We start from the raw sequence: 26,799 nt of genomic DNA, 5'->3' as shown, positions 1-26,799 counted from the left end.
CGGCCACGTAAACTGGACGCCTTTCGTGCAACACCAGAACCAGACGTTGAAGTCCTACAACGCGAAGTATCTCCACTCTTGCGCACGCACGGCCTCGATCTTCATCGGGCTGGTGCTGGCTTTCGCCTCGCCGCTCCGCGCGCAGACGCTGAGCCCGGTCGACATCGCGCAGATGGCCGTCACGCAATACAAGATCGACGGCTGGCAGACCGAGCAGGGCCTCCCGCAGAACACCGTGCAGTCCATGTACCAGACCCGCGACGGCTACCTTTGGGTCGGAACCGGCGCGGGCCTCGCACGCTTCGACGGCATCCGCTTCGCGACCTTCGAATCCGCGCCCATCCCGGAGCTGGTGGCGCGCCCGATCTTCGGTTTCATGGAAGACGCCGACGGCACGCTCTGGATCGGCCACAGCCGCGGTGCCTCGCGCTATCGCAACGGACGCTTCGAGCGCGCCTTCGGCGACGAGCTGATGGAGGGCCGGCGTGCCTGGGCCTTCGCGCAGGACAAGGACGGCGTCGTCTGGTCGGCCACCGAGAACGGCCTCGTGCGCTGGGAGAAGGGCGCCGCCAAGCTCTACACCGAAGCCGATGGCCTGCCGAGCCGGCGCCTGCGCACGCTCGCCTTCGACCGCGACGGCACGCTCTGGATCGGCACCACGGGCGGCGGCCTCGTCGCATTCACCGCCGGCAAGTTCAAGGTCTTCGATCCGAAGAACGGATTTCCGCACCTGGAGGTGAGGCACGTCCTCGCGGATCCGGCCGGCGGCATCTGGGCGGCGACGGCGGGCGCGGGCCTCGTGCGCGTGGACCGCGGGCAGATCCGCTCGTACACCGTGGCCGATGGCCTGCCCACCGACCAGCTCACGTACCTCGCGCGGGACACGGCAGGCGCGTTGTGGATCGGCACATGGGGATCGGGCGTGAGCCGCATGAGCGGCGGCCGCTTCTCCTCGATCTCGGCCACGGGCGGCTTGTCCGGCGACCAGATCTGGTCCGTGCACGTCGACCGCGAGGGCAGCCTCTGGGCCGGCACGTGGCACGGCGGGCTGAATCGCCTCAGCAACCGCGCCTTCGTCGTGTTCGGCAAGCCCGAAGGTCTGTCGGGCGACAACGTGCGATCGGTGATCCATGCGCGCAACGGTGCTACGTGGGTGGCCACGGCCGGCGGCGGCGTGAATCGCATCGAGGGCGGCAAGGTCACCGCGATCACCAGGAAGGACGGCCTCGCGTCGGACGAGGCTTCGACACTCCTCGAGGATCGCGACGGCGCGATCTGGATGGGCACCTATACCGGTGGCGTGTCGCGCTGGAAGGACGGCCGCATCGAGACGTTCGGGCTGCGCCAGGGCATTCCGAACGTGGACGTGCGCGCGATGTATCGCGATCGCGGCGGCATCCTCTGGGCCGGCACCGCGAGCGGCCTCGCACGCTTCGACGGCAAGCGCTTCGTCGCGGTCGTCGAGCCGGGCGCTCCTCGCGAGGGCGTGACGACGATGCTCGAGGACGCCAAGGGCACGCTCTGGATCGGCACGCCGGGCGACGGCCTCGTGCGATATCGCAACGGCGTCTTCGATGCCCTCACGCGCAAGGACGGCCTCGCGTCGAACTGGATCGTGTCGCTGTACGAGGACGCGAAGGGCACGATGTGGATCGGCACCAACGGCGAGGGCATCAACCGCATCCGCGACGGGCGCATCCACAGCATCCGCGTGGCCGACGGCCTCTGGGACGGCCTCGCGCAGGTGATCCTCGAGGACAAGTCGGGCGACTTCTGGATGACCGCGAATCGCGGCTTCCACCGCGTGTCGCGCTCGGAGCTGGACGCTTTCGTCGAGGGCCGCGTGGGGAAGGTGAAGTCCACGGGGTTCGGTCCCGGCGACGCGCTTCGCACCACGACCTTCGCTGGCGGCCTCCAGTCCGCGGGCGCCATCGATGCCCAGGGGCACTTGTGGCTGCCTTCGCTCAAGGGCCTCGTCATCGTCGATCCCATGCGCCTTCCCGGCACGGGCAACCCGCCGGCCGTCGTCGTCGAGGAGGTGACGGTGAACGGCGCGGCGTTGCTGCCGGGTGCGGACATCGTCCTGCCGCCGGGGCCCGCCGCGCTCTCGATCCACTATGGCGCGGGCACGCTGCTCAACGCCGACCGCGTTCGATTCCGCTACCGCATGGAAGGCATCACGCCGGAGTGGGTGGAAGCCGGCAAGAACCGCGAGGCCACGTTCGCCGCGCTGCCGCACGGGAAGTACCGCTTCCTCGTCGCAGCCACCACCGACGGCAAGCGTTGGCAGGAAGCCGCCGCGCCGTTGCCCATCACGGTGAGCCCGCAGTTCTATCAATCGTGGTGGTTCGGGGCGCTGGCCGTGCTCGGATTCCTGGCCGCGGCGCTGGGACTCTTCCGGCTGCGCACGCACCAGCTCCGCCGCCGCCACTCGGAGATGGAGCGCCTCGTCGCGACCAAGACCGAGGAGCTGCGCATCGCGAACGAGCATCTCTCGCGTCTCTCGTTCGCCGATGCGCTGACCGGCCTCGCCAACCGCAGGCACCTCGACGAGGTGCTCGAGCGCGAATGGCGACGCGCATTGCGCCTGCAGGCGCCGCTCGCGATCGTGGTCGCCGACATCGATGCCTTCAAGGCGTACAACGATGCGCTGGGCCATCCGGAAGGCGACAAGTCGCTCATCGCGGTGGCCGAGGTGATCCGCAAGGCGACCAGCCGCGCGGGGGATTTCGCCGCGCGCTATGGCGGCGAGGAATTCGTGATCCTGATCCCCGGCGCGGACCACGCACAGGCCATGACCTTCGCCGAGGGCCTGCGCGCTGCAATCGAGACGCGTGCGATCCCGCACCCGGCATCGTCCGTTGCGCCGGTGGTGACCTTCAGCATTGGCGTGGCCGCGCACGTTCCCACCGGTGGCGGTACGGCCTCGGGCCTCTTCGCCGAAGCGGATGCGGCCCTCTATCGCGCGAAGCAGGACGGACGCAACCGCGTCCGCTAGCGCTCCGGCGTCTTCGCGGCGACCACGAGATACGGGTACGGGTCGATCGCCTCGCCCTTCCACCATTGGCGCAGCACGCCGAGGCGGAAGATCGCGAAGTGCAGGTGGGGCGCATTCGGCGCGGCGTTGCCCGTGCTGCCGACATAGCCGATGACGTCGCCGCGCTTCACGAGCGCTCCGTCCGCCAGGCCGTCCGCATAGCGGTCGAGGTGGGCGTAGTAGTACGTGTACGTATCGGTCGCATCGAACTGGTAGATCGTCTTGCCGCCCGGCACGCTGGTGAAGAGCTTCGCGATGCGCCCGTTGTCGACGGCGCGCACCGGCGTCCCGCGTGGCGCCATGATGTCCACCGCCTCGTGCTTGTGCCCGCCGCGGCCCTCGCTGAACGAGTCGCGCAGGCCCTTGGACTGCACGAGCGGCAGGGGGAACAGCAAGGATTTCTCGGCGAGCTCCTTGTCGATCGGAGCGGCGGGTACCGCGGCGAACGCGAGCGTGAGTGCGACTGCGCTCCCGGCGGCAAGCGCCACCGCGACGCGCACGCCGTGCTGCTTCGTCACGCGCTTACTCCCTCACATCCACCGGCAAGCCGGCGGAGGCGATCGCCGAGAGCCGCTTCGCATCCCAGTTGGTGAGGTGCACGCAGCCGTTGGTCTCGCTGTGGCCGACGCGCGACGGCTCGGGCGTGCCGTGGATGCCGTAGTGCTTCTTGTCGAGGCCCATCCAGAGCACGCCGACCGGATTGTTGGGGCCGGGCTTCATCGAGACCTTGGTGTGGTTCGGGTTCTTGTCGCTGAGGAGCACCGGGTCGTAGTCGAACTCCGGGTTCGCCACTTCGTTCACGATCTTCAGCGTGCCCACGGGCAGCTCGAACTCCGGTACGCCGAGACTGACGGGGAAGAACGCGGCGGGGCGTCCGTCGCGCGTCATCGCGACCAGCGTGCGCTCCTTCTTGTTCAGCACGATCATCGAGGCCTTTGCGGGCGCGGCGGCGGCGGACTCGACGCCGGGCACCCGGATCTCGGTCCCGGCCTCGATCTTCTTGCCGCGGTTCAGGTCTCGCAGCAGCTTCGGGCTCGCGTGGAAGCGCTCGCCGAGGGCTTCGGTCAAGTCTTCGTAGTCGAGGCGCGGCAGCTTCGCGCGCTCCATCGGATCCTTCGGCACCTTCGCAAACGGGCCGGCGGCATCCTTCGCCGTGATCGAGTACGTCGCGAGGTACTCGGCGTCGCGGCCGCCCAGCTCCTGCCACGTGGCGCTGTCGATTCGTCCGGTCCGCTTCAGTCCATGCGCTTCCTGGAACGCGGAGACCGCACGGCGCATGTTCTCGCCGAAGCCGCCGTCGATCTCGCCGGGCGAGAACCAGGCGCGGTCGAGCAGCACCTGGGCACGGACGACCGAAGGCCCGTGGGCGCCCCTGGAAAGCGCGGACTCGTTCGAGGCCTTGTTCGCCGGCGCCTTGTCTGCGGCGTGGGACAGCGGAACGGCCCCCAGGAGGGACGCGGCGAGGAAGACGGAAAGGGCGGAATTTTGCATTCCGCATCTTGGCGTTGGGTGGGGTCCGCCGATGTCACTGGCCGCCCCATCCGGACGTAGGACAGCACGCGCGATATGCTTCCGCCGGCATGGTGACCCTCCGTCCTTCGACCGCGGCCGACCTCCCGTTCGTGACCGGGCTCGAACGCCGCGACGACCACGTGGCCGCGATCGGCCAGTGGACCGACCTCGAGCACCTGGCCGCGATCCAGAGCCCGAAGCGGGAGCACTGGATCATCGAGTTCGACGGCTTCCCGGCCGGCTACCTGATCGCCTTCGACGCCCGGGCCGAGGGCGCCGGCGTCTACGTGAAGCGCCTGCTGGTGTCGGAAAAAGACAAGGGAATCGGGACCTTGGCGCTGGCCAGGTACCTGGACCATGCCTTCGGCGACCTCGGCGCCCGGTTCACCTGGCTCACCGTCCGGGAGGGGAATTCCCGGGCCCAGGCGGTCTACCGGAGGCTGGGTTTCCACCGCCTGGACGCCGCTCCGGAGCTCGACCGGCGCCTGTCCACGGCCGCCGAAGCCCCCGCCGCGGGGGCTTTTCGCATGCTCCTCAAGGCCTCGGACTGGGACCTCCCGGGCGCTTCCTTACAGCCGTAATCCTGAGACCTACGGGTGTAATCCCAGTTGTGCGAAATCGCACACGGCTCCTTTAAGGCGGGGACTAATCTCGGCTCGAAGTGTGCTGTACCTCACAGCGCATCGGAGCACGAAGATGGCCAGCCTCAAACGTTTCCAGGGATGGGTGAACGGTTTGGGCAAGACGCGGTGGTTCTCCATCGCGGGCTTGCTCATCGCCATCCTCCTCCAGTCCGTCCCCGCATCCGCGCAGTGGACGTCGTCCTATTCCGAGGCGCGCCGCAAGCTCTCCCCGGACCTCCAGCAGGCCCTCGTCGCCAGCAGCATGGCGGGGGTGACCTGGTCGAAGGAGTCCTATAACGGACGCCTCGTGAAGGTCCTGGTGATGGGTGTCGCGACGACCGACCCCGACCTCGTGGCGCTCCGCCAGGCGATCACCGCCGCGGGCGGGTCCGTCTACTACCGTTATATCTCCGTGACCGGCGTGGCCGCGATGCTGCCGGCCTCGAAGGTGATCGACATCGCCCGCCGCTCGGATGTGGAGAGCATCTCCCCGAACCGCATGACGGCGCGCACCAAGAGCCTGCTCGAGAAGGCCACGGGCGCTTCCGAGACGCGTGGCAGCGGCTCCAGCTCCGGCTACGACGGCAGCGGCGTGGGCATCGCCTTCCTCGACTCCGGCATCATGTCGTCGCACAAGGCTTTCGGCGGCGGCTCCTACGGCTCGACCCGCGTGAAGAAGGCGGTCGACCTCCTCAAGATCAACGAAGGCGCGCTGCTCGGCACGCTCGACTGGAAGGGCGGCTACGACTTCAGCCGCGACATCCGTCCCGGCAGCAGCACGCTGAACCAGCTCGAGTCGATCATCAACTCGCTGGGCGCCACGTTCCCCGACCGCCAGGGCCACGGCACGATGGTCGCCTCGGTGGCCGCGGGCAAGTCGTTCTCCTCGTCGATCGACAGCACGGGCATCGCCCCGGGCGCATCCCTCATCGACGTGCGGGTCCTCGACGAGAACGGCGTCGGCGACATGGCCGATGCGCTCTCCGGCATCGACTGGGTCCTGCTGCACCAGAAGGACTACAACATCCGCGTGCTGAACATCAGCCTCGCCGCGGATTCGACCGAGTCGTATCGCACCGATCCGCTGTGCCGCGCCGTTCGCAACGCCGTGGCCGCGGGCATCACCGTGGTCGTGGCCGCCGGCAACTACGGCCTGATCGACGGCCAGGAGGTGTACGGCTCGATCAGCTCGCCGGGCAACGAGCCCATGGCGATCACCGTCGGCTCCGACAACCACCACGACAGCGGCACGCGCGGCGACGACACCGTCAACTTCTACAGCTCGCGCGGCCCGACGCGCGGCGCCTGGGTCGACGCCAACGACGTCCGCCGTCCCGACAACGTCCTGAAGCCCGAGCTCGTCGCTCCGGGCAACCGCGTCACGGCCGCACTCGCCACCGACATCCTCGGCCTCGGGCAGTCGTCGCTCGCCCGGGACAATCCGGCGCTCGTCGTGCAGCGCGGCCTCGGCACGGGCTTGATGACGGTGAGCGGCACATCGTTCTCGGCGCCGGTCGTCTCCGGCACCGTGGCGCTGATGCTGCAGGCCAACCCCAGCCTCACGCCCCCGATCATCAAGGCCATCCTCCAGTACACCGCCGAGCCGCTGCCCGGCGCCAACCTGCTCCAGCAGGGTTCGGGCCTGGTGAACGTTCCGGGCGCGATCGCGTTGTCGAAGGCGATCACGAGCAACCTCAACACGCGCATCGCCAATGGGTCGCTGCGTGCCGGCGACTCGATCCTGGCCCCGGGCCAGTCGATGCCCGCGCCGGTCTCGATGATCGAAGGCCGCCCGGTCAACTGGAGCCGCTTCGTATATCTCGGCGGCCGCCACATCGTCGCGGGCGAGGACCTGTTCCGGAAATACCAGCCGGTCTACGATCCGCAGCTCTCCTGGGTCGCCGATCGCGTGCGTTACGCGGACATCGAGCGCTTCAGCTACAACGGCCCGATCTCCGGCTTCGAGGAAGAAGCGCCGCGAAACATGGTGCTCGTCTCGGGCGGCGTGCGCGTGCTCTCCTCGCTGCTCGGCGTGAGCAGCCCGCGCCTGGGCACCGGCCTCTTCATGTTCACCAAGGATGTCTCGGACGCCGTCGTGCGCGGCCTGGGCATCATCGTGTCCGAAGGCATCATCATCTCCGAGGGCATCATCGTCTCCGAGGGACTCATCGTCTCGGAAGGCCTGATCGTGTCCGAGGGCCTCATCGTTTCCGAGGGCCTGATCATCTCGGAAGGCGTCATCGTCTCGGAGGGAGTGATCGTGAGCGAGTCCGGCGCACGCCGGGTTGGCAACACGACGTTGATCATCTATGGAGAACCTTGAACCCATGGGCTCCCGGCCCCTGATCGACATGCAGGACTACAGCCCGGCGGCCCGGGCTTACTGGTGGATCGTCGCGGGCCTGGGCACGGTCGCCATTGCCTACTCGCTCGCGACGCTCGCGCGCCTGGACAACAGCTCGCTGATCCAGGCCCTCGTCCTCGCGGCGATCGCGGCCGTGGTCGGCCTCTTCCCGGTTCGCATCCCCGGCGCCAAGACCTCGCTCGGCGGCGCCGAGATCTTCATCTTCCTGGCGCTCCTGCTCTACGGCCCCGCGGCCGCGGTGCTGGCCGCCGCGCTCGAAGGTGCCGTCGGCGCCTGGCGCACTTCGAAGCGCGCCACGAGCCGCATCGTCACGCCGTCGCTCGCCGCGATCGCGATGCTGATCTGCGCCAAGGCATTCGAGATGTCGCGCGACCAGCTCATGGCCGCCGGCTTCAACAGCGGCGCCCTGATGGGTGCACTGCTGGTGTTCTCGCTGGTGCTCTTCGCGGCGAACACCGTCCTCACCTCGATGCTCTTCGCGCTGAAGAAGCGCGAGGCGGTCACGCCCTTCCAGTGGGTCGTGGAATTCCGCTGGATCGCGCTCGCCTACATCTCGGGCGCCTCGATCGCGGGCCTGCTCTACGTGAGCTTCCAGCACTTCGGCCTCGCCGTGCTGCTGGTGTCGGTCCCGGTGATCGCGATGTTCCTCACCACGCTGCACTCGTACTTCCAGCGCATGGAAGACGACGAGCGCCACATGTCGGAGCTGAAGGAGAGCGAGAGCCGCTTCCACAGCGCGTTCACGCACGCCGCCATCGGCATGGGCCTCGTGTCCGCCGAGGACGGCCGCTTCATCCAGGCGAACAAGGCTTTCTGCGAGATGCTGGGCCGGCCCGCCAACGACCTGCTGGCCGCCAACCTGCACAGCCTCGTGCACCCCGACGACCGCCGCATCCTCAACACCGCCGTGACGGAGCTGCGCTCCGGGGCGGTGGCGACCGTGCATCCCGAGGTGCGCGGCCTGCACCGCGAGGGCCACGGCGTGTGGATGTCGCTCAACATCTCGCTCGCCCGCGACTGGCAGTTCCGCACGCACAACCTCATCGTGCAGGCGCAGGACATCAGCGCCCGCCGCCGTGCCGAGGCGGAGCTGTATCACAACGCCTATCACGACAGCCTGACGCAGCTCGCCAACCGCACGCACTTCGACGAGCAGCTGAACCGCGCGATCGCGCGCGTGAAGCGCCACGCCGAGCAGCGCTTCGCGGTCATGTACCTCGACTTCGACCGCTTCAAGATGGTGAACGACTCGCTGGGCCACAAGGCCGGCGACGAGCTGCTGGTGCACCTCGCCAAGCGCCTGAAGGCGATCCTGCGTCCGACCGACGTGCTGGCCCGCCTGGGCGGCGACGAGTTCGCGCTGCTGCTGGAAGACGTGCACAAGGAACGCGACGCGGCCGATCTCGCCGAGCGCATCCAGCGCGAGCTGCAGAAGCCTTTCCGCCTCGGCGCCATGGATGTTTCGATCAGCGCCTCGATCGGCATCACCTTCAGCACCATCGGTTACGAGAGCTCCGACCAGATCATCCGCGACGCCGACATCGCGATGTACAAGGCCAAGTCGAAGGGCAAGGCGCAGTACGCCATGTTCGATGCGAGCCTGCACCAGCACGTGGCCGAGCAGCTGCTGCTGGAATCCGAATTGCGCCGCGCCCTGGGCGCCGGCGAGATCTACCTCGACTACCAGCCCATCTACACGCTGAAGGACAAGCGCCTGAATGGCTTCGAGGCGCTGGCCCGCTGGCGCCATCCCGAGCGCGGCATCATGGAGCCGGCCACGTTCATCCCGCTCGCCGAGGAAACCGGGCTCATCGTGCCGCTCGGCAACTGGGTGCTGCGCGAAGCCTGCCGCCAGATGCGCGAGTGGAGCAAGGGCGGCGATGGCCTGCGCATGAGCGTCAACGTTTCGAGCCTCCAGCTGAACGACCACGAGTTCGTGGGCCAGGTGCAGCGCGCGATCGCGGAAGCCGGCATCCTGCCCACGCAACTCACGCTCGAAGTGACCGAGAGCATCCTGATGAACGGCGCGCCCGAGACACTGGCGGCCCTCACGTCGCTCCGCGACATGGGTGTCACGCTCAGCATCGACGACTTCGGCACCGGCTACTCGTCGCTTTCGTACCTCGCCAAGCTCCCCATCGATCAACTGAAGGTCGACCGCTCGTTCATCGAGAAGATGGGCGAGGAGGGCGACAACGGCGAGATCGTGCGCGCCATCTTCACGCTCGGCCAGGCGCTCTCGAAGCAGGTGTTTGCCGAGGGCATCGAGACGGCGAAGCAGCTTTCGCTGCTGCAGGAGCTGGGCTGCGAGTTCGGCCAGGGCTTCCTGCTCTCCCACCCGGTCAACGCCGAGCGCGCCGGCGGCATCCTCGCCGAACACGCCCTCGTCACCGCGTAAGCAATAAAGGGGTCAGACCACTTTATTCGGAGCGATCTGAATAAAGTGGTCTGACCCCTTTATTACTTGGCGACGGGAATGCGGCCTTCTTCGACGCCATGGCACGCGGCGAGGGTGCCGCTGTAGTCCTTCAGCTCCGGGCGCTCGACCTTGCAGCGCTCGTTGGCGAAGGGGCAGCGCGGATGGAACGCGCAGCCGGTCGGAGGATTCAACGGATTCGGCACCTCGCCCGCGACGGGCGTGCGTGACTTGCCGGACATCTTGATATCGGGAATCGCGCTCTGCAGCATCTGCGTGTACGGATGCAGCGGGCGGTTGAAGAGCGTCTTGGTCTCGGCGATCTCGACGATGCGCCCGAGATACATCACCCCCACGCGGTTCGAGATGTGCGAGACCACGGCGAGGTTGTGCGAGATAAAGAGGTAGGTGAGCCCGTGGGCGCGCTGCAGGTCCTTCATGAGGTTCAGGATCTGCGCCTGCACCGAAACATCGAGCGCGCTCGTGGGCTCGTCGCAGATGAGGAACTCCGGGTTCGACGACAGCGCGCGCGCGATCGAGATGCGCTGCCGCTGGCCGCCCGAGAACTCGTGCGGGTACTTGGTCATGTCGAGCGGCGAGAGGCCCACCTGCAGCAGCAGCTCGCCCACGCGGGCCTTGATCGCGTCATCGTCCTTCAGCAGGTCGTGCGAGCGGATCGGCTCGGCAATGATCCTGCCCACGCGCCAGCGGGGATTCAGGCTCGCGAACGGGTCCTGGAAGATCATCTGGAACCGCCGGCGCATCGCCAGCATGGTGTTGCGGTCCGTGATCGTGGCCAGGTCCACGCCGTCGAAATTCACCGAGCCGCGGCTGGGCGGATAGAGCCCGCAGATCACGCGCGCCACGGTGGACTTGCCGCAGCCCGATTCCCCCACCAGTGAGAGCGTCTCGCCGCGGTTGATGGTGAACGACACGCCGTCCACGGCCTTCAGGATCAGCCGCGGCTGGCCTTCCAGCACGCGGTTCAGCCACGGGCGCGAGACGTCGAAGTCCTTCGCGAGGTCGCGGACGTCGAGGAGCGGCTTCACCTGGATCGCGGTGTCAGGCACGGACGACGTCCTTCGCATGCAGCCAGCACGCCGCCCGCGTGGCACCGGGGGTCGGCATCAGGTCCGGCCGTTCCACGCGGCAGCGATCGAACGCATGCGGGCAGCGCGGGTTGAACGCACAGCCCGGGGGAATGGCGGTGAGGCGCGGCATGGAGCCTTCGATCTGCGGCAGGCGCTCCACGTCCTGGCCGATCGACGGGATCGAGCCCATCAGGCCCACGGTGTACGGGTGCTGCGGGTCGTGGATGACGGATTGCACCGGCCCGATCTCCGCCAGGCGCCCCGCGTACATCACGGCCACGCGATCGGCGGTCTCCGCGATCACGCCCATGTCGTGCGTGACCAGCATCACGGCCGTGCCGTGGTCGCGGCCCAGGCGCTTCAGCAGCTGGATGATCTGCGCCTGGATCGACACGTCGAGCGCCGTGGTGGGCTCGTCGGCGACGATGAGGCGGGGATTCGCACACAACGCGAGCGCGATCACCACGCGCTGGCGCATGCCGCCCGAAAACTGGTGCGGGTAATGATCGATGCGGCGCTCGGCGGCCGGGATGCCGACCTCCTTCATCAAATCGATCGCGCGCGTGCGGGCCTGCGACTCGTTCATCGGCAGGTGCGTGCGGATCGTCTCGATGATCTGCCGGCCGACCGTATAGAGCGGGTTCAGCGACGTGAGCGGGTCCTGGAAGATCGCGCCGATGCGACGGCCGCGGATCTTGCGCATCTGCTCCTGCGGCAGGTTGTCGATGCGCTCGCCTTCCAGCAGGATCTCGCCGCCCGCGATGCGCCCGGGCGGCTCCAGCAGGCCGATGATGGCGTTGCCGGTGATCGACTTGCCCGCGCCCGACTCGCCCACCACCCCCAGCACTTCGCCGGGGGCGATGTCGAAGCTCACGTCGTCGACGGCGACGAGCGTCCCGCGCCGCGTGTTGAATTCCACGCGGAGGTTGCGGACGGACAGCAGCGGCGCGGTGGAGCTCACTTCTTCGGCTCGTCCTTCTTCTTGAACTTGCCCACGCACTCGCCGATGGGCTCGCTGTACACGTGCGGCTTCCACTCGGTGATGGGCTTGGACGGGTACTTGGCCACGATGCGGTAGCGCGTGCAGCCTTCGAGATCCATCTCCAGCTCGCGGAAGTTGTCGGTGATGACGCCCTTCGCGGAATCGAAGTGCACGGTGATCACATGCTTGCCCGGCGCGAGCGGGTCGCTCTTGCGCGGGTTGCGGGTGGTCTTGCCGTCCACCTTGGAGATCGCGAGTGGCGACTCGTTGCGGACGTCGGACGGATCGCCTCGCTCCACCAGCGCCCAGGGCTGCGAATACGGGTTCTGCGCGAAAGCGGCGGCGGAAACGAACGCGGGTACGGCGAGCAGCAGGTAACGGACTTTCATGTCTTGCCTCCTTTCAGGAATCGGGCGGAACACTCCTTGATCTCTTCTTCGTACTTCACGGCGGGCGTCCAGTCCTGCGTGACCTGGTTCTCGAGCTTCGCGACGACGAAGTAGCGCGTGCAGGGCTTGGTCTCGAGGTCGAAGATCTTCTGCGTGCCGAGGCTGAAGCCCTTGCGCGGCGGAAGGTCCACGACGACCGAATGCTTGCCGGGGCCGACCACGGACTCGTTGTTGCGCGAGTTCACGTCGTCCACGCGGTTCACCGTCACCTTGCGCTCGAGGGGATCGGCCGCGAGCTTGTACTCGGTGGCGATGATCGAGTAGGGCTGGTCGTACTGTCCCGCGAAGGCGGAGGCCGCGAGGAGCGCGGCCGGGAGGGCGATGAGGAGCTGGTGTTTCATGGGGCACCTCGCTTTCGTCAACGGAGCTTCGGGTTGAGGGCGTCGCGCAGCCAGTCGCCCAGCACGTTGATCGACAGCACCAGCGTGACCAGGGCCGCGCCCGGGAACACCGTGATCCACCACTCGCCCGAGAACAGGAAGTCGTTCCCGATGCGGATCAGCGTCCCCAGCGACGGTTGCGTCGGCGGAACTCCCACGCCCAGGAACGACAGCGTCGCCTCGGTGATGATGGCCTCGCCGATGTGGAGGGTCACCAGCACCAGGACGGGTCCCAGGGCATTGGGCAACACATGGGTGAACATGATGGCGAGCGGATGCCTTCCGATCACGCGGGCCGCCTGCACATATTCCTTGTTGCGCTCCACGAGGGTGGAGCCGCGCACGGTGCGGGCGTAGCGCACCCAGCCGGAGGCGGCGATGGCGAGCACCAGCACGTAGAGGGCCAACTGGTCGTGCATCTCGCGGGGCAGCGCCACGCGGGCGAGGCCGTCGACCAGCAGTGCGATCAGGATGGCCGGGAACGAGAGCTGGATGTCGGCCACCCGCATGATGAAGGCGTCGACCTTGCCCCCTGCGTATCCGGCGAGGAGCCCCAGGGAGACGCCCAGCACCATCGCGAGCAGCGTGGCCAGCAGGCCCACCAGCAGCGACATGCGCGAGCCGAAGATGATCGTCGAGAGGACGTCGCGGCCCTGGTCGTCCGTGCCCAGCAGGTACGTGGGGTTGCCGCGCGCGGTCCACGACGGCGGCGTGAAGGCGTCCAGCAGGTTCAGCGTCTTCAGGTCGAACGGGTTGTGCGGCGCGACCCAGGGCGCCAGCACCGCGGCGAGGATGCACGTCGTCATGAGGGCGAAGGCGATCATGACCGCGGGGGAGTGCTTGAAGCTGAAGAACACGTCCCCGTCGAAGAAGCGGCGCAAGGCGTCCATGTCAGTGCCCCGCCGTGCTTCGGTCGATGCGCAGGCGCGGGTCGACGACGTAGTAGAGGATGTCCACGACCAGGTTGATCACCACGAAGATGAAGCCGATCAGGCACAGGTAGGCGGCCATCACCGGGATGTCGGCGAATTGCACCGCCTGGATGAAGAGCAGCCCCATGCCCGGCCATTGGAACACGGTCTCCGTGATGATGGCGAAGGCGATGATGCCGCCCAGCTGCAGGCCGGTGATGGTGATCACCGGGACCAGCGTGTTCTTGAGCGCGTGGCCGAAGTTGATGGCGCGCGTCGTCAGGCCCCGGGCCTTCGCGAACTTGATGTAGTCGGTGCGCAGCACCTCCATCATCTCCGAGCGCACCAGCCGCATGATGAGCGTCACCGGGAAGAAGCCCAGTGTGATCGACGGGAGGATGAGGGCTTTCAGGCCGCTCGTGGTGAGCAGGCCCGTGGACCATGCGCCGATCTTCACCGTATCGCCGCGCCCGAACGACGGCAGCCACCCCAGCCACACCGCGAAGGTGAGGATGAGGAAGATGCCGATCAGGAAGTTGGGCAGCGACACGCCGATGAGCGAGGTGGTGAGCATCGCCTGCGAGATCCAGCTGTTGCGCTTCAACGCCGTGTAGACGCCCACGGGAATGCCCACGAACAGGCCGATCAGCGCGGCGGCGATCGCGAGCTCGAGCGTGGCGGGCAGGCGTTCGACCAGCAGCGTCGAGACCGGCCGGCCCAGGCGCAGCGAGATCCCGAAGTTGCCCTGCACCGCATTGGTGAGGAACGTGCCGAACTGCACGTAGAACGGCTTGTCGAGTCCGAGGACGCCGCGCATCTGCTCGCGGTCGGCCTGCGTCGCCTCGGGCGGCAGCATGAGCGACACCGGGTCGCCCACGAAATTGAAGAGCGAGAAGGCGATGAAGCCCACGACCAGCATCACGATGACGCCCTGCATCAGGCGCCGGATGACGAACGCCAGCATCTAGCCCAGGGCCATGAAGAGGGCGGCCGCGGCCGCCCGGTGCGACGTCATTGGATGTTGACCCACTTCACCGACACGCGGTTGTCGGCGCGATGCACGGCGAACACGTTGGAGCGCATCGCCCAGGGGATGACCTGGTGGTGCAGCGGGATGTGGCCCACGTCGTCGCGATGCAGGATCGTGATCTCGCGGGCGAGGTCGGCGCGCTTCTTCGGGTCGATCTCGGTCTTCAGCTTGTCGATCGCGGCGTCGACCTTGGCGTTGGAATAGCGCCCGAGGTTGTAGTCGCCATCGGCTGTCTTCTCGATGCGCGTGCGCATCAGGCTCTGCAGCGCGTATTGCGAGTCGAAGGTCGGCACGCCCCAGCCCAGCATGTAGAAGCTGGTGTCGAGGAGCTGGATCTTCTGGAAATACGTCGCCCGCGGCATCGAGTTCACCTTCACCTTGATGTTCACTTGCGCGAGCATCCCGGCGGCGGCAACACAGATCTTCTCGTCGGCCACGTAGCGGTTGTTCGGGCAGTCGAGGGTGACCTCGAAGCCCTGCGGGTAGCCGGCCTCGGCGAGCAGCTTCTTCGCCGCTTCGCGGTCGGGCTTGACCGGAACGTCGAGGTCCTTCGGATAGCCGTCGACCTGCGGGGCGAACATGATGCCCGTGGGGACCGACAGGCCGCGCATCACCTGCGACTTGATCGCCTGCACGTCGATGGCGAGCTGCACGGCCTTGCGGACGCGCTGGTCCTTGAACGGGTTCTTGCCCTTCACGCTCGAGTACTGCAGCTCGTCGCGGAACTGGTCCATGCCGAAGAAGATGGTGCGGTTCTCGTTGCCCTCGAGGACCTTGATCTTGGCGTCCTGGCGCAGGCGCGGCACGTCCTGCGGCGGCGGGTCGAGCACGAAGTCGATCTCGCCGGAGATGAGCGCGGCCAGGCGCGTGGCGTCGGACTTGATCGGCTGGTAGACGATCTCGGTCACGTTGCCTTCGCGCTTGCCCCACCAGTTGGAGTTGAGCACCGCGACCGTCTTCACGTCGGCTTCACGCGTGCGCAGGATGAAGGGGCCGGTGCCGTTGCCGTTGCGCGAGGCGAACGTCTCTTCCTTGTTCTTGTAGTCCTGGGGCTTCAGCACGTTGTGCTTGGTGCACCACGCCTTGCTCATCACGCGGATCTCGGTGAGCTGGCCCAGCAGCGCCGGGGCCGGGCCTTCGGTGAGGACGTCGACCGTGAGGTCGTCGACCTTCTTCGCTTCCTTCACGCCCGCGAGGTAGGGCTTGAAGTTGGAGGTGTCGGAGAGCGCGCGCTGGAACGTGAACACGACGTCGTCGGCGTTGAACGGCGTGCCGTCGTGGAACTTCACGTTCGGGCGGAGCTTGAAGCGCATGGTGGTCGGGTTGACCTGCTGCCAGGAGACGGCAAGCGCGCCCTCGACCTTGAGGTCCTTGCCGCGGGTGACCAGGGGGTCGTAGATGTTGTCGAGGAACGCGTTGGTGAAGCCCTCGTTGTTGCCGTGCGGGTCGATCGTCGTGATGTCGCCCTGGCTCGAGAAACGGAAGGTCTTCGCCTCGGCGCCGAAGGCGCAGGCCAGCGCGACGGCGGCGGCGATGGCCGCGCGGACGGTTGCGGTTTTCATGTGGTTTTCCCCTGGAATGTCTGCTGTGCAGGCTTGCGGGGTGGAATATTACGCGAGAATAAGGGCATGACCGAAGCTCTCTACCGGGACGACGCCTACCTTCGAGACTGCGAGGCCACCGTGGCCGCGGTGGACGATCGGGGGATCCGCCTGGACCGGACCGTCTTCTACCCGCGCGGCGGCGGCCAGGCGGGGGATGCCGGGCGGCTTGCGCTCCCCGGCGGAAACACGATTGCGATTGCCGATACCGTGAAGGGCGAGGGCGCGGAGATCCTCCACGTGCCCGCGCCGGGGCAGGAAGCCCTGCTGGCCGCGCTGGCGCCGGGCACGGCGGTCACCGCCACGATCGACTGGGATCGCCGCCATCGCCACATGCGCTTCCACACGGCCACGCACCTGCTCTGCGCGATCGTCCCGCACCAGACCAACGGCTGCTCGATCGTCGCGGACTACGCTCGGCTCGACTTCGACATGGTGGAGCCCCTCGACAAGGAGCATCTCGAGCGCGAGCTGGCGCGCCTGGTCGCCGAGGCCCACGACATTCGCACCACGTGGATCACGGATGCGGAGCTGGATACGAAGCCGGAGCTGGTGCGCACGATGTCGGTGCAGCCGCCTCGTGGCGTGGGCCGCGTGCGCCTGCTGGAGATCGCGGGGGTGGACCTGCAGCCCTGCGGCGGAACCCACGTCGCCAACACGAGCGAAATCGGTGCACTGCGGATCGTGAAGATCGAGAAGAAGAGCGCGCGCTCGCGGCGCGTGGTCCTCGAGTTCGATAAATAATGAGGGTCAGACCACCATTTCGCCGACGCGAAATGGTGGTCTGACCCTCATTATTTATTTGAGCCGGAACTCGACTTCGGTCTCGACGGTGCGGCCGGACGGGCCCTCGTTGAAGTGCCACTGCGAGAGCGCACGGACCACGGCGCGGTCGAAGAGACGGCGCGGGTTCGCTTCCACGACTTCCACGCGCGTCACGTTGCCGTTGCCGTCGAGCGTCATGCGCGCCTTCACGCTGCCGCGCTCGGCCCCGGCGATGACCGCCTCGCGCGGATAGTCGGGCTCGACGCGGCTCACGAGCTTTGCGGCGGCGAGCGCCGGCGGGGGCGGGGGTTGTGCAGCCGGAGCCTTGGCCGCGGCCACTTCCACCTTCGGAGGAGCGACGGGCTCCGGGCCTTTTGTAGGCTGGGTTCCCGCCTCCGCGGGAATGACGGGTCGCTGCACGGGCTCCGGCGCGGGTGCAGGTGCGGACTTTGCCGGTTCCGCCTTGGCGGGCGCCGCGGCGGCGGTCTTCACGGATTCGGGTGCCGGGGCGGGCGCAGCGGGCTTTGCGGCCTCCGCTCTCGCGGGGGCGGGCTCGGCCTTGCTCTTGTCGAAGAGCTTGGTCGCGGCTTCCTGGCGGGCCAGGCGTTCCTTCGTGGCTTCGTCGGCGGAAGCGTTCGACGAGGTGCCGTCGAGCGTGCCTTGGGCCGGCTTGAGGGGCGCGTTGGCGCGGGCCTTGTTCGAGGGTGCTTCACTGTTGCCGCATGCGGTAGCAAGCAGCCCACAGACCGCCAATGCAGCGGCCATCTCCCTGGTTTGGCGCTTCATGGGCGCGTTCTCCGTTTTTCTACACGGGAAAGTATAAAAAAACGGTTGACGGAGTGCTTCGGTATTTTTACGGAATCTTGCGGTTGTAATGTCCTAGGTGCCCAAATGCGCCAGTGGGAGCGCCGTGGTCTCCTTCACTTCCTCCAGGACGAAGCTCGATTTCACGTCCAGGACGCCCGGGTGCTTGAGCAGGGAATCCATCACGAAGCGCGAGAAATGCTCGAGGTCCTCGACGTGCACGCGCAGCAGGTAGTCCATGTCGCCGGTGGTCGAGTGGCAGCCCACCACTTCGGGCCAGTCCTGCACCGCCTTGGTGAAGACGTCCGTCGGCATGCGCCCGCGCTTCTCGAGCTTCACCGTCACGAAGGCGCGCAGGCCCAGGCCCACCTTTCCGGGATCGACGATCGCGGCGTAGCGGCGGATCACACCGGCTTCTTCGAGCGCGCGCACTCGGCGCAGGCACGCGCTGGGTGAGAGGCTCACGCGCTCGGCGAGCTCCAGGTTGGTGAGGCGGCCGTCGCCCTGGAGGATCTCGAGGATGCGGCGATCGCTGCGGTTCAGGGCTGGTCGTGCCATTTGTTGTGTGACTTAAGGCTTTAACGCAATTTAGTTGCGTAAGCATGGCTTCCTGCCGCCAGAATTGCAATCTTGTGCCTTTCCTCGCGGCGTAGAATGGTCGCCCGGCCGTACGGTCTCAAGACAACACGAAGCGAAGGAATCCGAGATGGAGCAGACCGCGCACGACAACCCCATGGGCACCGACGGCTTCGAGTTCATCGAATACACCGCGCCCGATCCCAAGCTCCTCGGCGCGCTCTTCGAGCAGATGGGCTTCACCGCCGTCGCGAAGCACCGCTCCAAGGACGTGTGGCTGTATCGGCAGGGCCGCGTCAATTTCATCGTGAACCGCGAGCCCGACTCGTTCGCGCAGTCGTTCGCGCGCGTGCACGGTCCCTCGGCGTGCGCGTTCGCGATGCGCGTCAAGGATGCCGCGAAGGCGTACAAGCGGGCGATCGAGCTGGGAGCGAAGCCGTATCAGGGCCCCGTCGGCCCGATGGAGCTCAACATTCCCGCGATCCGCGGCATCGGCGATTCGCTGATCTACCTCGTGGACCGCTACCCCGGCAACGGCGGCAACCTCTCGATCTACGACGTGGACTTCGTCCCGCTCGAAGGCGTGAACCAGCATCCGGAGGGCGCGGGGCTGGTCGAGGTCGACCACCTCACGCACAACGTCTACGTCGGCCGCATGGACGTCTGGGCGCAGTTCTACGAGAAGCTCTTCAATTTCCGCGAGATCCGTTACTTCGACATCAAGGGGAAGATGACCGGCCTCACGTCGCGGGCGCTCACCAGCCCCTGCGGCAAGATCCGCATCCCGATCAACGAGCCGTCGGACACGAAGTCGCAGATCCAGGAGTACCTCGACGCGTACCACGGCGAGGGGATCCAGCACATCGCGCTCTCGACGGAAGACATCTACGCCACGGTGGAGAAGCTGCGCGGCCAGTCGGTGAAGTTCCTCGACACGCCCGACACCTACTACGAGCGCGTGAGCGACCGGGTGAAGGATCACGGCGAGGACCTGGCGCGCATGAAGAAGAACAAGATCCTCCTCGACGGCGAGGGCGTGGACAAGGACCACCACGAGGACAAGCTGCTGCAGATCTTCACCGAGACCGTGATCGGCCCGATCTTCTTCGAGATCATCCAGAGGAAGGGCAACCAGGGGTTCGGGGAGGGCAATTTCCGGGCGCTGTTCGAGAGCATCGAAGCCGACCAGATCGCCCGCGGTGTCATTTGATCGTCGCCCCCGCGGAGGCGGGGGCCCAGCCCAAGGCAAAAGGCTTCCTCCGCGGATAAACGCAGATAAACGCCGATGAAATACCTTTCAGGATTCGGAAGTCACCACGAGAGCGAGGCCATCGAGGGCGCTCTGCCGGTCGGGCAGAACTCGCCGCAGCAGGCGCCGCTCGGGCTTTATGCCGAGCAGCTCTCGGGCTCGTCGTTCACGGCGCCGCGATCGGAGAACCTGCGCTCGTGGCTCTATCGCCTGCGTCCGTCCGCGATGCACGCTCCGTTCAAGGCACTCGAGGGCACGCTGGTCCACACGGCGCCCGATCCCGACGCGCAGCCGACGCCGAACCGCCTGCGCTGGATGCCGATCCCGATTCCGGGCGCGGCGGTGGATTTCGTCGATGGGCTGCGCACGTATGCGACCAACGGCTCCGCGCGCGGCCAGCACGGCATCGGCGTTCACGGTTATGCCTGCTCGAAGTCGATGGCGGGCCGCGCGTTCTACGACGCGGATGGCGAGCTGCTGATCGTGCCGCAGCAAGGCGCGCTCACCCTGCGAACCGAGCTGGGCGTCCTCGAAGTCGCGCCGGGTGAGATTGCCGTGATTCCGCGTGGCGTGCGCTTCCGCGTCGAGGTGACCGGCCCGTCGCGCGGCTACGTGTGCGAGAACTATGGAGGGCCGCTGCGCCTGCCGGAGCTGGGACCGATCGGATCGAACGGCCTCGCCAACCCGCGTGATTTCCTCGCGCCCACCGCGGCGTACGAAGATGCAGGCGCCACCGAGCTGGTCGCCAAGTTCGCGGGACGGCTGTGGCGCGCGTCGCTGCCGCACTCGCCGCTCGACGTCGTCGCGTGGCACGGCAACTACTATCCGTACAAGTACGACCTCGCGCGCTTCAACGCGATGAACACCGTGAGCTTCGACCATCCCGATCCGTCGATCTTCACCGTGCTCACCTCGCCGTCGGACACGCGCGGTGTCGCCAACGTGGACTTCGTGATCTTCCCGCCGCGCTGGATGGTGGCCGAGAAGACCTTCCGCCCGCCGTACTTCCACCGCAACGTGATGAGCGAGTTCATGGGCCTCATCCACGGCGCGTACGACGCCAAGGAAGGCGGCTTCGTGCCCGGCGGAGCCAGCCTGCACAATTGCATGAGCGCGCACGGGCCGGACAAGGCTTCCTACGAGAAGGCCGTCACCGCGAAGCTGGAACCGCACTACCTGGGCGGCTCGCTCGCCTTCATGTTCGAGAGCCGCTACGTCCTCGAGCCCACCGCGGCGGCGATGCAGGTGAGCCTGCTCGACCCCGATTACGACGCCGCCTGGAGCGGATTCACGAAAGCCCCGTTGAAATGAAACTCGCTTCCCTGAAGGGCCCCACCCGCGACGGCACCCTGCTGCTGGTGAACTCCGGCCTCACGCGCGCCGTGAACACCGACGGCATCGCGCCCACCATGCAGTACCTGCTCGAGCATTGGGAGGAAAGCCACGCCAAGCTGCTCGACGCGGCCGAGAGCCTCGAGTGCGGCAACGAGCGCCATGCGTTCGATTTCCAGGCTGCGCTCGCGCAGGGCGCCATCGACGCGCCCCTGCCCCGCGCCTACGAGTGGCTCGACGGCTCTGCGTACCTCACGCACGTCGAGCGCGTGCGCCGTGCGCGCAACGACAAGGTCCCCGAGAGCTACTACACCGATCCGCTCATGTACCAGGGCGGCGCGGGCTCGATGATGGGCGCGCGCGACCCGATCCGCGCGAAGAGCGAGGACTGGGGCATCGACCTCGAAGGAGAAGTGGTCGCGATCACCGGCGACGTGGCGATGGGCGCCACGCCCGCGGAAGCCTCGGCGGCCGTGCGCCTGATCACGCTCGTGAACGACGTCTCGTTCCGAAAGCTCATTCCCGCGGAGCTCGCGAAGGGTTTCGGCTTCGTGAACGGCAAGGGCGCCAACGCGCTCGCCCCTGTGGCCGTCACGCCCGACGAACTGGGCCAGGCGTGGGACGCGGGCAAGGTGAGCTATCGCCTCGTCACGCACATCAACGGCAAATGGTTCGGCAACCCGAACGCCGGCGACGACGCGACGTTCAGCCTCTTCGATCTCATCGCGCACGCCGCGCGCACGCGCGAGCTGAAGGCCGGCACGATGATCGGCACCGGCACCATCTCCAACAAGGATCCCGCCACCGGCTACGCCTGCATCATGGAAGCGCGCGTGGTGGAGCAAGTGGAGCAGGGCGAGCCGAAGACGCCGTTCCTCAAGTACGGCGACACGGTGAAGATCGAGATGTTCGACCACCAGGGCGACACGATCTTCGGCGCCATCGAGCAGAAGGTCGTTCCCTACCCGTGACCGGCGAAACCGCCCACAACCTGCGCGGCGACTACAGCCGCATGCGTCCCGACTACACGGTCGTCCAGGACTGGGCTGGGTATTCGCAAGCCGAGCACGATCTCTGGAAGCGCCTGTACGCGCGCCAGGTGGCGCTCGCGCCGAAGTACGCATGCGACGAGTTCGTGGACACGCTGGCGGCGCTCCACTTCGGCGATGGCATCCCGAGCTTCGAAGCCGTGAACGCGAAGCTGGGCCGCGCGACGAACTGGCAACTGGTCGCTGTGCCGGGGCTCGTGCCCGACCTCACGTTCTTCGACCACCTCGCCAACCGCCGCTTTCCGGTCACCGTGTGGCTGAGGACGCCCGAGGAGTTCGACTACATCGTCGAGCCGGACATCTTCCACGACTTCTACGGCCACGTGCCGCTGCTCTTCAACCCGGTGTTCGCGGACTATCTCCAGGCATACGGGCGCGGCGGCATCAAGGCGCACGAGCTCGGTGCGATCGAGATGCTCTCGCGCCTCTACTGGTACACGGTGGAGTTCGGCCTGATCGACACGCCGAAGGGCCTGCGCACATACGGCGCCGGCATCCTCTCTTCGGGCGGCGAGCTGCCGTATTGCATCGACAGTCCCGATCCGAACCGCATCGGCTTCGATCTTCTTCGCATCATGCGCACGCGCTACAAGATCGACACGTTCCAGGAGACGTACTTCGTGATCCGCGATTTCCGCGAGCTCTTCGACGCGACCGCGCCGGACTTCACGCCGTACTACGCGGAATTGAGCGGCAAGGAGCCGCACGCGCCGTCGATCGTGCTGCCCAGCGATCGCGTCTATCACCGCGGCGCGGCGCCGCAGCGCGCCGCATAGGCACCTTCAGGCCCGGGCCCGCCGCCAGGTCGCCGGCGGCTCGCCGAACTCCCGCTTGAACGCACGGCTGAAGGACGCCTCGGACTCGTAGCCGCTGTGCTCCGCCACGCGCGCGATCGTCTCGCGGCTCGAACGCAGCGCTTGCGCGGCGAGGGCGAGGCGCCAGCGCGTGAGGTACTGCATCGGCGGCTCGCCCACCATCGCGGTGAATCGTTCGGCGAGCGCCGAGCGCGAGAGCGCCACTTCGCGCGCGAGGTCGTCCACGGTCCACGCCCGGCGCGGGTCATGGTGCAGCAGCGCCAGCGCGCGGCCGACCTGCGCGTCGCGCAGCCCCGAGAGCCAACCCTTCCCGCCGGGCGGCAGCGCCTCGACATAGCGGCGGATCGCTTCGACGAACATCAGCTCCGAGAGCTTCGCCAGCATCGATTGGGCACCGGCCCGCTCCAGCGACGACTCGCGCACGCCCGCCTGCAGCAGCTCGCGGATCATCGTCGAGAGTGGCGTGTCGCCGACGTCGATGCAGAGCAGGCGCGGCAATGCTTCCAGCAACGGACGGCAGACACTGCGGCTGCACGCGAGGTAGCCGCACACGAAGCGCGTGGCCGTGCCGCCGCCGTCGTAGCGGATCCGCGTGTGGTCGCCGCCGGCGGCGCTCTCGGCGGCGAGGCGCTCGCTGTCGATGGGCGTCAAGCGAACGTCGCTGCCGAGCAAGTGCCTGTCGGACCCGGGGATGAGGATCACGTCTCCGGCATGCGCTTCCACGGTCTCGGGCGAGTCGTCGAGCTTGGCGCGGCATGCGCCCTCGGTGACGAGGTGGAAGAAGAACACATGCTCGGCATCGCGCAGCCGGTCGCGCACCGACGGCACGTTGCATTCGCCGCGGATGCACCACGGCGCGGTGAAGTCGCCGTTCAGGTACACGGCGCCCTCGAGGTGGATGGACTTCAGGACATCGGACAGCGCATCCATGGCGTTTCGATCATGAAGTGTGGTGTCCCGGCCAAGGCGGATCTGGCGAGGGCTGCGGATACTAGCAACACGCAAACTGCCCTGCAAGAGAGGTTCCATGGATACCGTCGAGAAGCTTGCTCCCAAATCCGCCGCGCCCGCAAAGACCTACGAAGGCCGCTGCTTCTGCGGCGCCGTCGAGCTGCGCGTTCGCGGCGAGCCCGCCGGCATGGGCTACTGCCATTGCGAGTCGTGCCGCAGCTGGTCCGCCGGCCCGGTGAACGCGTTCACGCTCTGGAAGCCCGAGGCCGTCGAAGTCACGAAGGGTGCTTCGAACATCGGCACGTTCAACAAGACGCCGCACAGCTACCGCAAGTGGTGCAAGTCCTGCGGCGGCCATCTCTTCACCGACCACCCGGGCATGGGCCTCATCGACGTCTACGCGGCGACGATCCCCGATTTTCCGTACGAAGCCGGCATCCACGTCCACTACCAGGAGACGCGCCTGCCGATGAAGGACGGCCTCGTGAAGATGAAGGACCTGCCGAAGGAGATGGGCGGCTCGGGCGTCGCGCTGGCCGAGTAGCGCGGGCTGGCCGGGTCGCGCGGCCTTACGCCGATCCGGTGACGAGCTCGCGGAAGCCCGCGCGGAAGAGGCTCTCTCCGCCGTGCGCCGGGTGGCGGATGTAGCCGGCGCAGTGGCCTCCGGGCCACTGGCCGAGCGCGAGCTCCGCGACCTTTCCCACCGCCAGCACGCGTAGCGGATGCGTGAAGCACGCCTGGAAAGCTTCGAAGGCTGCGTGACCCTCGCGCACCTCCGCGGGACGGGGCTTGCGGTTCGAGGTGACGTCGTCGCCGTAGGGATGCCACGGGTACGTGTTCCAGAGCACCACGTCGAAGGGAGAGCCCGAGTGCTCGAGCTCGCCCCAGATCACCGCGGCGCTGCGCTCGGTGAAGGGCTTCGTCGCTGCATCGCGGCTGGTGAGCTGCAGCGGTTTCCTCGCGACCAGGTCCGCCTTGTGCACCAGCTCGTGCTCCGAGCAGAACGGAATGCCGGAGAAGCGGCAGCCGCGGTGGCTCGGCGCCTCGCCCATCAACACGTAGCGTGCGCTGGTGCGGCGGGCCTCGAGGTAGGCAGCGAGGTTGTCGAGACGGCGCTGCGGCATCCGGCGATGCGGCGTCGCGTCGCGCTCATCCGTGTCGCGCCAGGGATTGAAGACACGCTGGGGATCGGCGGGACCTTGGGCCAACAGGTCCAGCAGCGTTGCGATCGGCTCGGCCACGCTAGCGGATCCGCACCCATTCGGCGGTGACGACGTTGTCCGCGCGATGGACGGCCTCCACGTTGGCGCGCATCGCCCACGGAATCACCTGGCGATGGAGGGGAATGGTGTAGATGTTCTCGCGCGCGCGTTGCAGGGCCTGCAGCAGGAGGGCCGAGCGCTTCGGGATGTCCATCTCCACCTCGGCGGCTTCGCCGATCCTGTCCAGCTCCGCGTCGCGATAGCGGCCGGAGTTGAAGTCCCCGCGCCGGCCGTCGCGGCTGTGGAGGATCGGCGTCACGGTGAAGCCCGGATCGGTGGCCGCGCCCCCCCAGCCGTACATGTGGATGGAGTGGTCGAACTGGTCCACGCGCTGGAAGAACTGGGCGCGCGGCAGCGTCTCCAGCCGCGCCTTCACGCCGACCTTCGCCCACATGGAAGTGATGGCCGTGCAGATACGCTCGTCGTTCACGTAGCGGTTGTTGGGGCAGAGGAGTCCGACTTCGAAGCCGTCGGGATAGCCCGCTTCGGCAAGGAGCTTCTTCGCCTTCGCCGGATCGTGAGGGAGCAGCCGCGGCTCCAGGGGCGGGAAGCTGCGCGAGATCGTCGGCACCATCGCGCCGGTCGGCCGCGAGGATCCGCGCATCACCTGGCGCTGGATGGCTTCGATGTCGATCGCGGAGTAGAGCGCTTGCCGGACGCGCAGATCCTTGAGCGGGTTCTTGCCCTTCACGTTCGAGTACTTGAGGGTGTCGCGCTCCTGGTCCATCACCAGGAAGATCACGCGGTTCTCCGGCCCCTCGATCACCTTGACCTTCGCGTCCTGGCGCAGGCGCGCGATGTCCTGCAGCGGCGGGTCCTGCACGAGATCGATCTCTCCCGTGACCAGCGCGGCCATCCGCGTGGCATCCGACTTGATGGGACGGTAGACGATCTCGTCCACGTTGCCCTCGAAGCGCTTGTCGGCGATGCCCCACCAGTTGGGATTCTTGCGCAGCGTCGTCGCCACCTCGGGCTCGCGCTTCACGAGGATGAACGGGCCCGTGCCGTTGGCGTTGCGCGATGCGAACGTCTCCTCGCCGGTCTTGAAGTCCTGGGGCTTCAGCGCGCCGTTCTTCACGCACCATGCCTTGCTCATGATGCGGATGCTGTTCAGCAGCTCGTGGATCAGCGGGCTCGGGCCCGGCGTCTCGATCTCCACCGTGTAGTCGTCGATGCGCCGCAGCTTGCCGATCGGCCCCGCGTAGACCTTGAAGTTCGAGCTCGGGAGCTGGGCTCTCTCGATCGAGAACACCACGTCGTCCGCCGTGAACGGCGTGCCGTCGTGGAACGTGACGCCCTTGCGGAGGTTGAAGCGCCACAGCGTCGGCGACTTCGCCTCCCACGAGACGGCGAGCGCGGGCTGCAGCACGAGGTCCTTGCCGCGTGTCGTGAGCCTCTCGAAGATGTAGTCGTTGACGTTGTTGTTGAGCCCCTCGTTCTGCGCGTGCGGATCGGCGGAGAGGTAGTCCCCCTGCGAGGACCATCGGAACGTGGCGGCACCGGACGATGTCGCGGCGAGGAGACACAGGGCGAAAAGGACGGGGCGCATGCGTCGCATTCTGCCTTACACTGGGCGCCGTCGCGAAGAGAAGGCCCGAA

Annotated in this window: 24 protein-coding genes; 10 read left to right on the top strand and 14 right to left on the bottom strand. The window is 67.4% G+C overall.

What is annotated here, in order from left to right:
* Positions 1–25 precede the first annotated feature (25 nt).
* Positions 26–2,998, top strand: coding sequence for a ligand-binding sensor domain-containing diguanylate cyclase (locus tag DSM104443_RS17600; protein WP_171094583.1), 2,973 nt, complete (start codon positions 26–28; stop codon positions 2,996–2,998).
* On the opposite strand, the gene DSM104443_RS17595 is transcribed toward DSM104443_RS17600, so the two are convergent.
* Together DSM104443_RS17595 and DSM104443_RS17590 are read right to left on the bottom strand one after the other, a co-directional pair.
* A complete protein-coding gene (locus DSM104443_RS17595; protein WP_171094581.1) occupies positions 2,995–3,555 on the bottom strand; it encodes a M23 family metallopeptidase in 561 nt (186 codons plus the stop codon). The genes DSM104443_RS17600 and DSM104443_RS17595 overlap by 4 nt on opposite strands.
* Before the next feature lie 4 nt (positions 3,556–3,559).
* A complete protein-coding gene (locus DSM104443_RS17590; protein WP_171094579.1) occupies positions 3,560–4,528 on the bottom strand; it encodes a L,D-transpeptidase family protein in 969 nt (322 codons plus the stop codon).
* An 89-nt stretch (positions 4,529–4,617) separates the two neighbouring features.
* Between DSM104443_RS17590 and DSM104443_RS17585 the strand changes: the two genes are divergently transcribed.
* From DSM104443_RS17585 to DSM104443_RS17575, 3 genes are all read left to right on the top strand, one after another.
* On the top strand, positions 4,618–5,130 hold the full coding sequence (locus tag DSM104443_RS17585) for a GNAT family N-acetyltransferase (protein WP_171094577.1): 513 nt from the start codon (positions 4,618–4,620) through the stop codon (positions 5,128–5,130).
* 115 nt (positions 5,131–5,245) lie between these two features.
* Positions 5,246–7,495, top strand: a complete 2,250-nt coding sequence (locus DSM104443_RS17580; RefSeq protein ID WP_171094575.1) for a S8 family serine peptidase — start codon at positions 5,246–5,248, stop codon at positions 7,493–7,495.
* Positions 7,496–7,499: 4 nt separating this feature from the next.
* The gene (locus DSM104443_RS17575; protein ID WP_171094572.1) at positions 7,500–9,935 is read left to right on the top strand and encodes a putative bifunctional diguanylate cyclase/phosphodiesterase; all 2,436 of its coding nucleotides are present in this window, start codon (positions 7,500–7,502) and stop codon (positions 9,933–9,935) included.
* Between the two features lie 62 nt (positions 9,936–9,997).
* On the opposite strand, the gene DSM104443_RS17570 is transcribed toward DSM104443_RS17575, so the two are convergent.
* The 7 genes from DSM104443_RS17570 to DSM104443_RS17540 are packed head-to-tail and all read right to left on the bottom strand — an operon-like array spanning position 9,998 to position 16,358.
* Complete coding sequence (locus DSM104443_RS17570) at positions 9,998–11,023, bottom strand: ABC transporter ATP-binding protein (RefSeq protein ID WP_246232343.1); 1,026 nt, start codon at positions 11,021–11,023, stop codon at positions 9,998–10,000.
* Entirely contained in the window at positions 11,016–12,005 is a 990-nt protein-coding gene (locus tag DSM104443_RS17565; protein WP_171094568.1) for an ABC transporter ATP-binding protein, read from the bottom strand. The genes DSM104443_RS17570 and DSM104443_RS17565 overlap by 8 nt, the downstream gene beginning before the upstream one ends.
* Positions 12,002–12,415 carry a hypothetical protein gene (locus DSM104443_RS17560; protein WP_171094566.1) on the bottom strand — a complete coding sequence of 138 codons (414 nt, stop codon included), beginning with the start codon at positions 12,413–12,415 and terminating at the stop codon, positions 12,002–12,004. Before DSM104443_RS17560 ends, DSM104443_RS17565 begins: the two co-directional genes overlap by 4 nt.
* Positions 12,412–12,816: a hypothetical protein gene (locus DSM104443_RS17555; protein ID WP_171094563.1), complete on the bottom strand. Its 405-nt coding sequence runs from the start codon at positions 12,814–12,816 to the stop codon at positions 12,412–12,414. Before DSM104443_RS17555 ends, DSM104443_RS17560 begins: the two co-directional genes overlap by 4 nt.
* Before the next feature lie 17 nt (positions 12,817–12,833).
* Complete coding sequence (locus tag DSM104443_RS17550) at positions 12,834–13,745, bottom strand: ABC transporter permease (protein WP_171094562.1); 912 nt, start codon at positions 13,743–13,745, stop codon at positions 12,834–12,836.
* Between the two features lies 1 nt (position 13,746).
* A complete protein-coding gene (locus tag DSM104443_RS17545; protein ID WP_171094560.1) occupies positions 13,747–14,730 on the bottom strand; it encodes an ABC transporter permease in 984 nt (327 codons plus the stop codon).
* 47 nt (positions 14,731–14,777) lie between these two features.
* Positions 14,778–16,358: an ABC transporter substrate-binding protein gene (locus DSM104443_RS17540; protein ID WP_171094558.1), complete on the bottom strand. Its 1,581-nt coding sequence runs from the start codon at positions 16,356–16,358 to the stop codon at positions 14,778–14,780.
* A gap of 66 nt (positions 16,359–16,424) precedes the next feature.
* Here DSM104443_RS17540 and DSM104443_RS17535 point away from each other — a divergent pair, with 66 nt between their 5' ends.
* Entirely contained in the window at positions 16,425–17,141 is a 717-nt protein-coding gene (locus tag DSM104443_RS17535; protein WP_171094556.1) for an alanyl-tRNA editing protein, read from the top strand.
* A 54-nt stretch (positions 17,142–17,195) separates the two neighbouring features.
* Here DSM104443_RS17535 and DSM104443_RS22080 read toward each other — a convergent pair whose 3' ends face one another.
* Positions 17,196–17,948 carry an energy transducer TonB gene (locus DSM104443_RS22080; RefSeq protein ID WP_171094554.1) on the bottom strand — a complete coding sequence of 251 codons (753 nt, stop codon included), beginning with the start codon at positions 17,946–17,948 and terminating at the stop codon, positions 17,196–17,198.
* A gap of 93 nt (positions 17,949–18,041) precedes the next feature.
* A complete protein-coding gene (locus DSM104443_RS17525) occupies positions 18,042–18,524 on the bottom strand; it encodes an Lrp/AsnC family transcriptional regulator (RefSeq protein WP_171094552.1) in 483 nt (160 codons plus the stop codon).
* A 148-nt stretch (positions 18,525–18,672) separates the two neighbouring features.
* Between DSM104443_RS17525 and hppD the strand changes: the two genes are divergently transcribed.
* The 4 genes from hppD (at position 18,673) to phhA (ending at position 22,948) form a co-directional block, all read left to right on the top strand.
* Positions 18,673–19,752, top strand: a complete 1,080-nt coding sequence (hppD, locus tag DSM104443_RS17520) for a 4-hydroxyphenylpyruvate dioxygenase (protein ID WP_171094550.1) — start codon at positions 18,673–18,675, stop codon at positions 19,750–19,752.
* Positions 19,753–19,827: 75 nt separating this feature from the next.
* Positions 19,828–21,102: a homogentisate 1,2-dioxygenase gene (gene hmgA / locus DSM104443_RS17515; RefSeq protein ID WP_171094548.1), complete on the top strand. Its 1,275-nt coding sequence runs from the start codon at positions 19,828–19,830 to the stop codon at positions 21,100–21,102.
* Positions 21,099–22,094, top strand: a complete 996-nt coding sequence (locus DSM104443_RS17510; protein ID WP_171094545.1) for a fumarylacetoacetate hydrolase family protein — start codon at positions 21,099–21,101, stop codon at positions 22,092–22,094. Before hmgA ends, DSM104443_RS17510 begins: the two co-directional genes overlap by 4 nt.
* The gene (phhA, locus tag DSM104443_RS17505) at positions 22,091–22,948 is read left to right on the top strand and encodes a phenylalanine 4-monooxygenase (protein WP_246232341.1); all 858 of its coding nucleotides are present in this window, start codon (positions 22,091–22,093) and stop codon (positions 22,946–22,948) included. Before DSM104443_RS17510 ends, phhA begins: the two co-directional genes overlap by 4 nt.
* A 6-nt stretch (positions 22,949–22,954) precedes the next feature.
* Here phhA and DSM104443_RS17500 read toward each other — a convergent pair whose 3' ends face one another.
* Positions 22,955–23,917 carry an AraC family transcriptional regulator gene (locus tag DSM104443_RS17500; RefSeq protein WP_171094544.1) on the bottom strand — a complete coding sequence of 321 codons (963 nt, stop codon included), beginning with the start codon at positions 23,915–23,917 and terminating at the stop codon, positions 22,955–22,957.
* 97 nt (positions 23,918–24,014) lie between these two features.
* Between DSM104443_RS17500 and DSM104443_RS17495 the strand changes: the two genes are divergently transcribed.
* Positions 24,015–24,482, top strand: a complete 468-nt coding sequence (locus tag DSM104443_RS17495; RefSeq protein WP_171094541.1) for a GFA family protein — start codon at positions 24,015–24,017, stop codon at positions 24,480–24,482.
* Between the two features lie 25 nt (positions 24,483–24,507).
* Here the strand turns inward: DSM104443_RS17495 and DSM104443_RS17490 are convergent, their stop codons facing one another.
* Both DSM104443_RS17490 and DSM104443_RS17485 read right to left on the bottom strand, forming a co-directional pair.
* Positions 24,508–25,179 carry a uracil-DNA glycosylase gene (locus tag DSM104443_RS17490; protein WP_171094539.1) on the bottom strand — a complete coding sequence of 224 codons (672 nt, stop codon included), beginning with the start codon at positions 25,177–25,179 and terminating at the stop codon, positions 24,508–24,510.
* 1 nt (position 25,180) lies between these two features.
* On the bottom strand, positions 25,181–26,749 hold the full coding sequence (locus DSM104443_RS17485) for an ABC transporter substrate-binding protein (RefSeq protein ID WP_171094538.1): 1,569 nt from the start codon (positions 26,747–26,749) through the stop codon (positions 25,181–25,183).
* Positions 26,750–26,799 lie beyond the last annotated feature (50 nt).

Source organism: Usitatibacter rugosus (genome assembly GCF_013003965.1).
GTDB lineage: Bacteria > Pseudomonadota > Gammaproteobacteria > Burkholderiales > Usitatibacteraceae > Usitatibacter > Usitatibacter rugosus.
Note: the sequence above shows the minus strand (reverse complement) of the source record. Positions and strands in the feature narration are given on the sequence as shown.